We start from the raw sequence: 12,010 nt of genomic DNA on the forward strand, positions 1-12,010 counted from the left end.
CACGGACGCTCGACCGCCCGGCGGGAGAACTGCGGCGGCCCCCTCGGCCAGGACGGCGAACCGGTCGAGAGGGCTGCGTCAGATGGTGCTCATGGCCGGCGGTCGCCTCGCGCGTGCCCTGACGGGCGCTCGCCGTGCGACCGGCCGGCTGCCGGACGTCCCCGGCCGTTCGGGATCAGGCGTCGACCGTGCCCGCCGCGACGTCGCGCACGAACGCGTTCCACGCGCCGGGCACGAAGGTGAGCGAGGGGCCCTCGGGGGCCTTCGAGTCACGGACGGCGATGGACAGAGCGACCGGGGACTTGACCTCGACGCACGCGCCGTTGCCCCCGGAGTAGGACGACTTGGTCCACGTGTCCGTAGCACCCTGGAGAATTGCCATGTTCACTCCGGTTCAGAGAGTTGGAAGAGTCGCACCAACCTGATGCCGATTGGCGTGATCGACGCTACTCGCCAAGCCCCGTCCATGAGATGGCCGTTCACTCGACCGGATGGCGTTCCCCCGGTAAGGGTGACGCGGTGAGCAGGTGACGGTGTATTCTCCCGCCGCCACACACTCGACAGCCTGTTTCCCCTCCCGACCCCCTTCCGACGACCGAGCGTGTGTCCGGATTCCGTCAGTCGCGCCGGCGGTGTCGACGGCAGCACGGTCGGCGGGTCGACGGCCTCGCGCCGGGACGGTGGCGGAAGCGGCGGCCGGGGAGGGGAGGGGCGGCTCCGGCGCGCCGTCAGCTCGTGTACGACTTGGCGATCTCGCTGATGAACTGCCGCGTCTGGTCCACGTTGAGCGCCTGCGCCCGCAGGTGCTCGTACATGACGCTGTAGCGCTGCACGTCGTTCGCCTTCTCCAGGTAGAGGTCGCTCGTGACGCCCTCGATGTAGACGACGCTGGAGTCCGCGGCGTCGGGGAACTCCAGGATCGCGTACTGCCCGTTGACGCCCGGATGCGCGCCCATCTCGAACGGCAGCACCTGCACGGTCACATGCGGCAGGTGCGACTGCTCGATGAGGTGTTCGAGCTGGTCCAGCATGACCTGCTTCCCGCCGACCTGCCGGCGCAGCGCCGACTCGTCGATCACGGCCCACAGGCGCAGCGGGCTCTCCACCGCGTTGACCCGCTCCTGACGCCTGGCCCGCACGTTGACGCGCTTCTCGATCTCGGCGGGCGGAGCCTCCGGCAGCGCGCCGCTGATCAGCGCCTCGGCGTACGCCCGCGTCTGGAGCAGGCCCGGCACCACCTGGGGCTCGTACACGCGCAGCGACTCCGCGTCCGTCTCCAGACCGATGTAGACGCTGTACGGGATGTCGCCGAAGGCGTGCCACCAGCCCTGCTGGCGGGAGTCCTTGGCCATCTGCATGAGCGAGTCCACGATGCGGTGGTCCTCGACCTCGTAGACCCCGCAGAGGTCGCGCACATCGCGCTGGCTGATGGAGCGGCGGCCGTTCTCCAGACGGCTGATCTTGGACTGGGAGACCAGGAGGCGCTCGGCGACTTCCTCGGCCGTCATGCCTTTGAGTTCGCGCAGGCGGCGCAACTCCTGGCCCAACCTGCGTCGCCTTACGGTGGGATTGACGTTGGACGGCACGGAACGGCACCTCCGGCTGTGTAGCTGTGCGTATCTACTGCTCAGCAGATTGCCACCCCGTGCACCGGCCGCGCTGGGAAACGGCCAGACGCGGACAGCGGGGGGCGTACGCACCGGAGCGCGCGACGGCGTGCGGACACGCGGACGCGCGGGGCGGCCGGTGGTGGTGACCACCGGCCGCCCCGCGCGTGAGTGCGACTCCCGAACCGGGTCCGAGGACGGCGGTACGGCGCTGTCGCGGGTCGACCGATTCCGGCCGGTCAGCCCGCGGCGGTCTGCGCCATGCTGCCGCGACGGCCCGGTGCTTGCGGCTGCAACGGAACGCCCGCTGCCTGCTGCGTACGGCGCGGCTGGACGGCCACACCGTTCTGGACGTCCATCACGGCGTGCGCCACGAGACCGCCCATCGGGTCGTGCCTGATCAGATCCCGGAGCCGGGAGCGCGAGGAGCGCCCCTCGTTTCCGGGGTACAGGTGCTTGCCGAGTCCGACCGCGTGGGCCAGCGCGGCGAGCGCCGCGGTCCGCGGGTCCGGCGGTACGCCGGTGCGGATCGCACTGTCCAGCCGGGCCTTGATGTCCCGGCTGATCGCCGTGTCCGTCGCCTGGTAGCGAGTCGTCGGCAGAACCCCGCACATCTGACCCGCCACGGCATGGACCATGCCGCACCGCTCCAGGTGCGCGAGGTAGATCTGGCGCAGCCCCAGCCGGGGCCCGCCGATCCAGTGGACCGCCCGGACCGGGCTGCCGCGACGTCGCAGCAGTTCCAGTGCGGAGTCCAGAGTCGGATCTCCTGTCGGCCGTGGCATCACCACGGCGATACGATCCCCGTCAGGGGCTATCCGTCCTGCCAGAGCCAGCTCCACTAGCTGTGCCCCGGCCAGGCCGAGGTCGAGCGACTGCGGCTGCGCTGTGGTACCCGTGGTCGGGTCCAGAGCGAGCAGCAGAAGCTCCTCCGGGATTGTTCTGCGGCTCCTGCCCATCCATGCCTCCCCGCGTGGATGAGTGACAGGGTGACCCCTCTCACATTGGTCTGTCGAGAGCGCCTGGCGGCTTTGTACGGGAACCAGTAGGTATGTCGTTCCCGTCTAGCAGCTCGGCCAGGGGTTCACACAGGACACTGGTAGATGGTTCGGACAGCGCGGGGTGACCCCGCAGCGCACGAGGAGGCATCGGTGGCGGGCGAGTCCCCCGGCAAAACGGAGCAGCAGGAGTCGTCGGGGACGGCAGCGGAGGAACGCGACCCGCGCCTCGCCGTGGTGAACGCCCCCGACGCGGTCGCGGACGCGGACACCGACAGGAGCGCCGCCGCCGACTCCGGCACGGACACGGACGGGGACGGGGACGCGGAGGCGGACGCCGGTCCGGACGCCCCGCGCGACGCGGGCCCGGCCTCCGGTCCGGCGTCGGACACGGCGACCGCCGTCTTCCGCCCCCGGCTCCCGGAGGAGACGGCCGAGGACGCTGCCGGGGGGGACGCGGAGGTGGACGCTGCTCCGGACTCCCCGCGCGACGCGGGCCCGGCCTCTGGTCCAGTGTCGGACACGGCGACCGCTGTCTTCCGCCCCCGGCTCCCGGAGGAGACGGCGGAGGACGCTGACGGAAGTGCTGCCGAGGACGGGGCGGAGGACACCGGCGAGGGCGCGGCTGAGGCCGCTGACGGGCGCGCTGCCGAGGACGCGGCGGACGCCGCCGACGGGGACCCCGCCGAGGGCGCCGTCGAGGACGAGGCGGAGCGCGGCCCCGAGACGGCCGCCCCGGCCGCCGGGAAGGCCGTGACGCCCGCGGAGGCCCCTGAGGAGGGCGCGGAGGCCCCGGCGGGGCCGGACGCCCCTGCGGACGAGCCGGGGGAGGACTCGGAGCCCGCGGCGGACGCGGAGGCCGGGGACGCACGGCTGCGTACCGCTGTGGCCGCGTGGGTCGACGCCGGTGAGGACGGGCCCGCTGCGGAGGACGCGGAGCGGGAGAAGGCAGCGGCAGCGGCAGAGGAGCCGAAGCCGGAGAAGGCGGCTGAGCCGAAGGCGGAGCGGGAGTCGGCGGGGCAGCCCGACGCCGACGCCGACGCGGATGCCGAATCCGACACTGACGCCGACGCGGGGGCAGCCGCCACCGGCACCGAAACGGGCACGCGCGACGCCGACGCCGCGTCCGCGCCCGCTTCCGCTGACGCCAGCTCTGACCTGCGAGGAATCGATCAGCCGACCGCCGTCTTCAAGGCGATCAAGCCCACGGAACGGGTCGACCAGAAGACCACCTCGCTGAAGCTCCCCCCGCATCGCGCGGACAAGACCGCGACCCCGGACGCGTCGGCGAAGGGCGCCACCGCGGGCGCGGCCACGGGCGCCTCCACCGATACCTCCAAGGCCGCGCCGGAGAGTGACGTCGAGCGCACGAGCACCTTCGTGCCGCTGCGCTCCGACGACGTACGCCCCGCGCCCGCGCCCCGCACGCCGGAGACCGATGCGCCCGCGAGCGCCGCCGGTGCCGTGCCGGGCGCCGCGGCGACGACCGGGGCCGGGGCCGCCGGCGCGCCGTCCTGGGCGGCGGCCGAGCGGACCCGGCAGCAGCCGATGCCGCCGAAGCCGCCGCTCGACCTGCTCGCCGAGCTGACGAACACCCCGCCGCCGCCGGAGACCCCGGTCCGCACAGCGGTCCGGCGGATCAAGATCTGGACCCCGTTGGTCCTCCTCCTGCTGATCGTCTTTGCGATCGCGCAGGTGGTGCGCCCGTTGCCGGAGCCCGAGCTGACGCTCACGGCGAAGCCGACGTACACCTTCGGGGGCGGCGAGACGAAGCTGTCCTGGCCGGGCCAGGGGCAGTCGGCCGTGATGGTGGACGGCGTCGGATCGCTCGGTTCGGAGGGCGCGCAGAAGTCGGCCCCGATCGCCAGCGTCGCCAAGGTCATGACCGCCCACGTGATCCTCAAGGAGCATCCGCTCAAGGGTGACGAGGAGGGCGAGATGATCACCGTCGACCAGAAGGCGGAGGACGAGTCCAAGCGCGCCGACGAGTCGACGGCCCCGCTGACCAAGGGGCAGCGGCTGAGCCAGCGGCAGTTGCTCCAGCTCCTCATGATCCCCTCGGGCAACAACGCCGCGCGGCTGCTCGCCCGCTGGGACGCCGGGAGCGAGGACGCGTTCCTCGACAAGATGAACGACGCGGCCAAGGACCTCAAGATGACCGGGTCGACGTACACGGACCCGAGCGGGCTGGAGAAGACCACCGTCTCCACCGCCACCGACCAGCTCAAGCTGGCGCAGGCGGTCATGCGCAACGAGGTCTTCCGGGAGATCGTGGACATGCCCGAGATCGAGATCAAGGGCATACAGGGCAAGATCTACAACAACAACACCCTCCTGCTGGAGCCGGGCGTGAGCGGCATCAAGACCGGGTCCTCCACCCCCGCGGGCGGCAACCTGCTCTGGTCCGCGAACACCGTCGTGGACGGCAAGCGCCTGTGGATCTACGGGGCGGTCATGGGCCAGCAGGCCGGTACGGGCCGCGTCTACGACAGCCTGTCGCTGTCCCTGACCAACAGCCTGAAGCTGATCAAGGACGCCCAGAAGGCCCCCACCTCCGCGACGGTGGTGAAGAAGGGCGACGTCGTCGGGTACGTCGACAACGGCTTCGGCGGGCGGACCCCGGTGGTCGCCACGAAGAACCTCAAGGCGGTCGGTTGGCCCGGCCTGGAGGTCGAGCTCAAGGTCACGGACAACGGCGAGCGCATCGACAGCGCCGCGCGGGCCGGGAGCGAGGTCGGGATGGTGACCGTGGGCACGGGCACCGGGAAGGTCGCGGCCCCGGTCGTCCTCAAGAGCGACCTGACCCAGCCGGCCTTCGGCGACAAGCTGACCAGGATCGGCTGAGGCCGGTCGAGGGGGGCGGGCGGCGCCGCGACCGGCGTCCCCGCCCCCCGCTGCCATGACAGAGGTACGTGCCGGAGGTACGTGTTAGCGTCCCCGGACCATGCGAGGACGCCGGAAGGCGCCCTTCCCCAGCCACGGGGCCGGCGGAGGACGGAGAGAGGCCGCAGTGACCACCGCGGAGCCGAAGCCCGGCTGCGAGACGGACGAGACCACGGGGACCGGACCGGACGGAACCCCGACGGCGTCCGAAGCCCGACCGTCCGCCGGAACGGGAACCGTGCCCGAGGCCCGGTCGTCCACTGGCACAGCCACCTCGACCGGCCCCCGACCGTCCCCCGGTCCGGCGACCGTGCCGGGAGCCCGCCCCTCCGCCCGCACGGAGGCCGCCTCCGAAGCCCGGCCCCCTTCCGGTGCGGGGACCGTGCCCGAGGCCCGGTCGTCCGCCGGTGCAGCCACCGCGACCGAAGTCCGCCCCTCCGCCCGTACGGGAGCCGTGCCCGGCGCCCCCGCTCAGCTTTCCCGCGACGAATCCGACCCCGCCGAACCCGACCCCGCCGAACGCTCCGCCGCCGGGGCCGCGCCCAGGACCGCGACCGCCCGCGTGGCCGCGGTGAAGGTTGGTGCGGGGGCCGGGGCCAGCGCCGAGGAGGACGCCGTGACCCTCCGTGTACCGACTCCCAGCGCCCCGGAGCCCCGCCCCGGCTCCGCCGCGTCCGAGGAGCCCACGCGGGCCCGGCGACTGCTGCGGCACCCCGTCACCATCGCGACGGCGGTGGCCGCGCTCGTCCACCTCCTGTGGTTCTTCTTCTTCGCCAACACCGGCGGCGACATCGCGGCGCAGGACGCCTGGGCGGAGTTCGTCGGCCGGCATCCGGGCACCGCGTACAACCTCGCCTGGTACGGGGGGATGCACCCCGTCTCGTACAGCGTGGTGTCGCCCTACCTGATGTCGGTGCTCGGCGTCCGCACGACGATGATGATCGTCGGCACGGTCTCCTCCGGGTTGACCGCGCTGATCCTCGTGCGGGTCCCCGCCGTCCGCAACCCGCTGGTCTGCTCGCTGGCCGGGGTCTTCGCCTACCTGTGCAACGCGCTGTCGGGCCGGGTGACGTTCGGGCTGGGCATGATGTTCGCCGTCGGGGCCGTGGCCGCGGTGTTCTGCTGGCCGTACCGGTGGCGGTACAAGCGGTGGGCCAAGGCCGCCGTCGCCGCCCCGCTCGCCGGGCTGGCGACCGCCTCCAGCCCGGTGGCGGGACTCTTCCTCGGAGTCGTCGCGGCGGCGCTGTTCCTGCACAAGCGCCGACCGGGGGCGTACGCGATCGGGCTGGCGCCCGTCGCCGTGGTGGGGCTGTCCGCCTGGCTGTTCCCGTTCTCCGGGACGCAGCCGATGTCGCTCGGGTCGCTGTCGCTGCCGTTCCTCTTCGCGGTCCTGGTCTTCCTCCTCGTGCCGCGCGACTGGCACACGGTGCGCACCGCCGCCGCCGTCTACGGCCTGGGCACGCTGCTCACGTACGTCGTCGACTCGCAGATCGGGTCGAACGTCACCCGCATGGCGATGCTGTTCGCCGGGGTGGTGCTGCTCGCGGCCCTGCCGTACACGAGGCCGCGCAGCCGCCGCTGGTACGCCCTGGTCCTCGCGTTCGCCGGGTTCACCTTCTGGATCGGCTTCAAGAGCGTCGACGACATCGTCCGCACCGCCCCCACCGCGTCCTGGAACCGCGAGCTGGCCCCGCTCGTCCACCAGCTCCAGAAGGTGAAGGCCGAGCGCGGCCGCGTCGAGGTCGTGCCCGCGAGCAGCCACCGCGAGGCGTCCGCACTCGCCCCCTACGTCAACCTCGCCCGCGGCTGGAACCGCCAGGCCGACATGGAGCGCAACCCCCTCTTCTACGACGACACGCTGGACCCGGTGAACTACCGGGAGTGGCTGGACCGCTGGGCCGTGCACTACGTGGTGCTGCCCGAGGGCAGGCCGGACTCCTCCGGCGCGGTCCAGGAGGCGGAGCTGGTCGAGAAGGGGCAGCCGTACCTGCGCGAGATCTGGCGCGACGCCAACTGGAAGCTCTACCGGGTCCTGGACCCGGTGCCGCTCGCCGACCCGCCCGCCACGGTGGAGCGGGCGGGCGCGGGCGAGCTGACGATCCACGTGCGGTCGGCGGGCCGGGTGCTGATCCGGGTCCCCTACTCCCGCTGGCTCGCGCTCGTCGACGACCAGGGCAAGAGCCTGAAGCGCCCGCAGGAGACCGAGGAGTCCAAGGAGCGGTCGAAGATCGACGAGGACGCGCCGAAGACCTTCGTCAACACCCACGGCTGCCTCAACAAGGTCGAGGAGGGCCCGTACGGCGACGAGTGGACCGAACTGCTCGCGCCGCGACCGGGCACGTACCGGCTGGCCGCCCCGTACCAGCTCCAGCCCGGCACCCCCTGCCCGGAAGAGCTCAGTTGAGGGCTTTCCCGCGGACGAAGTGCCGGTCGCGCCGGGACAGTTCGGTGAAGGGCCCGGCGGACCGCAGCACGGTGTCGAGGGCCCGATCGCGATCGGCGGCGTAACACCCGCTGCCCCAGGCGGCGTTGGCCTCCACCACCGCCCACCGGCCCGCGTCGTCCGCGCCGACGTCCACGACGATCGCGGACGGCAGGGTCGTACGGGCGGCCGCCAGCAGATCCCGCCCGAACGCTACGGCGTCGGCGGCCGGCGGCCCGAGCCGGAGGCGGCCCGCCTCGGCGTACTGGCTCGCGGTGTGGACGGCGCCGTCGAGCAGATGGAGCCGGTACTCGGCCGCGAACGCCATCACCTCGCTGACCAGCACCACCGTCTCCGGGTCCATGGCGTCCGGGCCGGGCAGCCGGGACCCGTCCGCGTACACCAGGGCCGCGACGCTCTTGTCGTTGGGCGACTTGACGAACACGGGACGGCGCAGCCGGTGGGCCTCGCCGAGGGGCATGGCGCGGACCTCCCGCCGGGTGTACGCGTACGGCAACCGCGCGAGCCAGTCCGCCGGGGCCTCCAGCAGGGCGACCCCGAGCGCGGGGGCCACGGCGTCCGCGAAGGAGGGCCCGGCGTGGAGATGCACGGCCCCGCCGCCCCCGGCCGCCCGGACGGCTGGCTCGGGCGCGGTGGACCCGGTCGACTCCACGACGCACAGGCCGCGTTGCACCGCCGCGTCCCGCAACGACCGTGCGGAGGCGGTGAGTCGAGGGGGGAGCAGGAGGGTGCGCGGGGCGGTCATGGGTCCTGATTCTCCGGTGCGGGGCGCGCGATGCCCACCGCATTGAGCGACCGGGAGAGTGGGGGCGCGGGGTCCGGGAGCCGGTCGGCGGGGCGGGTGCGCACGCGTCGCACTGCCCCGGACCGGGGTGGGCGCACGCGTCGCACTGCCCCGGACCCGCCCATCCGCGCCGGTCCCGCCGCCAGGAGGTACCGGGCGAGGGGGCCGGCCGGGTGGCGGCGCCGTGCCCGACGGCGTACGAGGCGGTGCGGGCGCAGGAGTCGCGGGAGGCGGGCCGTGCGCGGCCCGTGAGCGCCTCCTGCTTCGTGTCCGCGCGGCTGCCCCGTACGACGGGTCAGGCGGGTCAGGTGACGGGTCAGGCGCCGGGCAGGCGCGTGGCCTTGAGGCCGTCGAGGGGGTACTCCCGAGGCAGGTGCGCCGGGTCGCCCGGCACGGTGATCTGCACGGAGATCGGCCGGGAGGCGCCCGCGGTGAGGAGCTGGTCGTTCTGGGACTCCAGGTACGCCTTGCCGTCCTGGGCGATGACGGTCACGCCGGACGCCTCGGCCTTCGCGCCCTTGACCGTGGGCAGGTCGAAGGAGATCCGGAACCTCCTGACGTCCTCGGCCGTGCCGCTGCCCTTGGTGACAGCCGTGAGCGTGAGCTGGAAGCTGTACACCCTGCCTCGGGGCTCGCTGGTCTCCCACGTCTGGTTGAACTTCTTGGACACGGCGATCTCGTCATAGCTGGGCGGGACCGGCAGAGGGGTGATGCGCCCGGCGCCGTTCATGATCTCAAGGGCGCCGACGGGCACCTTCCCCCGCCCGACCCGCTGCGAGCGGTCGGGGACCGCGGCCTGGGTCAGGTCGAGGTGGTTGACGTTGCCCGCGGAGTCGACCGCGTAGAAGTTGCCGTCCTGGTCGAAGAAGGTGGCCGAGTACGACGTACGCGAGCCGGCCGCGGTGCTGGCTTCCGCCGGCGGGAAGACCCGCTTCTTGAGGACCGTCCTCATGGGCTCCCGCCCCGGATCGATGAGCAGCAGGTCGCCGTTGTCACCTTCCACCGAGATCAGCCGCCCGTCCTTGGGGTGGTAGGCGAAGTCGTCCCACCGCCCGCCTCCCGGAGCGGAACGCGGGGTCGCCGTGGCGGCCGCCACATCGATGGCGTAGCTGTGCGCCTCGGGGTTGCTGACGACGAAGAGGGTCTTGCCGTCGGGGTCCATGTCGCCGTCGAACCACGGGATATCGCTCGGCAGCCCGTCGACGGCCTGTTCCTTCAGGGTGCCGGCCGCCGGGTCGATGGTGATGAGCCTGTCGTGGCTCACCGCCAGCAACAGGGGTTCCTGGTCGTCGCCGCGGTACTGCGCGCCCATGGCGGTGTAGCCGGGCCTGTAGGGCGGGACGCCGTCGACGACACGCGTGTCACCGTCGATGGGGTCGAAGCGGTAGAGCCGGGTGTCGGTCCTGCCGACGGCGAGGTACACCTTGCGGTGAGCCATGAGGCGGGCGTCCTTCCACGTGATCGATGGGACACCTGATGATTCGCACCCGCCCGCAGGCACCGCAAGGACCCTCCGTGTCCGTTCGAACGCAATGAGTCACTGTGATGCGGTGCGCGCCGACGGGAGCACGCCACCGCCTGGCCGCTCCGAGCCCGGCCTTCTCCCCGCTGCGCGTCCCGCTCCCGCAGACGCTGCGAGCGTGTGTGCGCACCAAGAGGATGCGCGCGAGGATGCGCTGACCCAAGCGGTGCGGGAGCCGCGGGCGTGGTGACCGACTGGCGATGGTCGGCGGGCCGCGCGGGGATCTACCGGAGGTCGCCGCCCGCCCGCTCACGCAGACGGCCCCGGACGATGAGTCCGGGGCCGAGCGAGGCCCTTCCTGGGAAGAAACCCCAGGTCAGGGCGGTAATGTGTTGTGCCCCCGGCAGGATTCGAACCTGCGACACCCGCTTTAGGAGAGCGGTGCTCTATCCCCTGAGCTACGAAGGCCGGAGCTTGGAGGAAACCCTGCAGAGAATCCGCTGAGTGGATCTTCGGCAAGGAAGCCAAGCCCGCTGATCAGTTGTGGGTGTGGACCCTGGTGAGCAGCGATGCTGCCTGACAGGGGCTACGCCATGGCCGACCAGGGAACAGGGTAGCGGATAGTGATCCGCGAGGTGTGCCACGTTTTCGTTTCCGCCGGTACGCGCATTCCGTACGGCTGCGGACGACGGCTGGTTCGGTGGGCGAGCCGGTGCCGGTCTTGCCGAAGGTGACGATCAGCACAGAGACGAGCACGAGGCAGGCCCTTCGAGGGCGTAGGCGTGGTCCGCTTCGCCACTCCTCCGCCGGGGTCAGTGCGGCGGCTCCCCTCGTCGCTCGGGGCGCCTCCCCGCGTGCCTGGTCCTGGTCCGGTCCTGCCTTGTGGAACTCGTTCAGCGGGGAGTTCGTCGCGGCTCAGTCGGGCCGGAGGTGATCAGAACGCGTGGAGGTACACGCGGGTCCTGCCGGCTGCCATGTCGTACACGTGGACGTCGATCCACGCGACGGCGCGCCGTCGGTGGTCCTGCACGCACGGCGGGCACACCCCCGTCCGACGGGCTCCCTTCAGGGTCTGCGGTTCCGGCAGCCCCAGGTGCCCGAAGAGTTCCCGAGCGGGGGAAGGGTCTACGGCCCTGGTGTGGAGGGGCCTCTCGGAGCGGAGGTCCTCCACGATCTCGACGGCCTTCTTCGTCTCGGTGACGAAGGAGAGGAGGTAGACGTCCTCCTGCGGATTGGCCTGGACGGCGCCCTTCACCTCCGTCGCGCCCACCGGCACCTCCACCTTCATGAAGTCCGCGACCTCGGGTGCGCCGGCCGCCTTCTCCCAGTGCGGGTACGCGTCGCGCGTGACGCGGTCCGGGTCGGCGGTGGAACAGGAGAGCAGGAGCGATGAGGCGGCCAGCACCGCCAGCAGGTCTTGTAGCGCATGGTCACCCGTTCTCCTCGTCGCCCCGCGAGACATTCCATCACCGCCCCCACCAGGACCTCCGCAAGGACGGAGTGAGGACGTGGGGAGGACACCGGTCCCTACGTTGGCCACGTCCTCGGCTTGGCGCCCCTGGGCATTCCGACACCAGCGAAGGTCAGCGGAGTTCGACCTGACATGACCGGGCCGTTGCGGCCCGCCGGAGGGAAAGCGATGGGTAGGACACTCGCGGAGAAGGTTTGGGACGATCATGTGGTTCGGCGTGTGGAGGGTGAGCCGGATCTTCTCTTCATCGATCTGCATCTGTTGCACGAGGTGACGAGTCCGCAGGCGTTCGATGGGTTGCGGCGGGCGGGGCGTTCGGTGCGGCGGGTGGATCTGACGTTGGCGACGGAGGATCACAACAC

Annotated in this window: 9 protein-coding genes and 1 tRNA gene; 3 read left to right on the forward strand and 7 right to left on the reverse strand. The window is 72.2% G+C overall.

Annotated features, from left to right (window positions below; genetic code table 11):
• Positions 1-175: 175 nt before the first annotated feature.
• From ACZ6EJ_RS18375 to ACZ6EJ_RS18385, 3 genes are all read right to left on the reverse strand, one after another.
• On the reverse strand, positions 176-382 hold the full coding sequence (locus ACZ6EJ_RS18375) for a DUF397 domain-containing protein (protein WP_469268270.1): 207 nt from the start codon (positions 380-382) through the stop codon (positions 176-178).
• 346 nt (positions 383-728) lie between these two features.
• Positions 729-1,586: a helix-turn-helix domain-containing protein gene (locus tag ACZ6EJ_RS18380; RefSeq protein WP_469268272.1), complete on the reverse strand. Its 858-nt coding sequence runs from the start codon at positions 1,584-1,586 to the stop codon at positions 729-731.
• Between the two features lie 260 nt (positions 1,587-1,846).
• Entirely contained in the window at positions 1,847-2,566 is a 720-nt protein-coding gene (locus ACZ6EJ_RS18385; RefSeq protein WP_469268273.1) for a GOLPH3/VPS74 family protein, read from the reverse strand.
• 192 nt (positions 2,567-2,758) lie between these two features.
• On the opposite strand from ACZ6EJ_RS18385, the gene ACZ6EJ_RS18390 reads away from it, so the two are divergent.
• Together ACZ6EJ_RS18390 and ACZ6EJ_RS18395 are read left to right on the forward strand one after the other, a co-directional pair.
• A complete protein-coding gene (locus tag ACZ6EJ_RS18390; protein ID WP_469268274.1) occupies positions 2,759-5,449 on the forward strand; it encodes a D-alanyl-D-alanine carboxypeptidase family protein in 2,691 nt (896 codons plus the stop codon).
• Positions 5,450-6,104: 655 nt separating this feature from the next.
• The gene (locus ACZ6EJ_RS18395) at positions 6,105-7,892 is read left to right on the forward strand and encodes an MFS transporter (protein WP_469268276.1); all 1,788 of its coding nucleotides are present in this window, start codon (positions 6,105-6,107) and stop codon (positions 7,890-7,892) included.
• On the opposite strand, the gene ACZ6EJ_RS18400 is transcribed toward ACZ6EJ_RS18395, so the two are convergent.
• The 4 genes from ACZ6EJ_RS18400 to ACZ6EJ_RS18415 all read right to left on the reverse strand — a co-directional run bounded on the left by ACZ6EJ_RS18400 (position 7,885) and on the right by ACZ6EJ_RS18415 (position 11,582).
• Positions 7,885-8,676: an ATP-grasp domain-containing protein gene (locus tag ACZ6EJ_RS18400; protein ID WP_469268277.1), complete on the reverse strand. Its 792-nt coding sequence runs from the start codon at positions 8,674-8,676 to the stop codon at positions 7,885-7,887. The two genes, ACZ6EJ_RS18395 and ACZ6EJ_RS18400, sit on opposite strands and share 8 nt — an antisense overlap.
• A 355-nt stretch (positions 8,677-9,031) precedes the next feature.
• Positions 9,032-10,153: a DUF6923 family protein gene (locus ACZ6EJ_RS18405; RefSeq protein WP_469268278.1), complete on the reverse strand. Its 1,122-nt coding sequence runs from the start codon at positions 10,151-10,153 to the stop codon at positions 9,032-9,034.
• A 419-nt stretch (positions 10,154-10,572) separates the two neighbouring features.
• Positions 10,573-10,645: transfer RNA gene (locus tag ACZ6EJ_RS18410), tRNA-Arg, on the reverse strand.
• A gap of 466 nt (positions 10,646-11,111) precedes the next feature.
• Positions 11,112-11,582 carry a hypothetical protein gene (locus tag ACZ6EJ_RS18415; protein ID WP_469268279.1) on the reverse strand — a complete coding sequence of 157 codons (471 nt, stop codon included), beginning with the start codon at positions 11,580-11,582 and terminating at the stop codon, positions 11,112-11,114.
• 234 nt (positions 11,583-11,816) lie between these two features.
• Between ACZ6EJ_RS18415 and ACZ6EJ_RS18420 the strand changes: the two genes are divergently transcribed.
• On the forward strand, positions 11,817-12,010 hold a 194-nt coding region (locus tag ACZ6EJ_RS18420; protein WP_469268281.1), incomplete at its 3' end, for an aconitase family protein.

The organism is Streptomyces sp. NPDC041970, assembly GCF_055588985.1.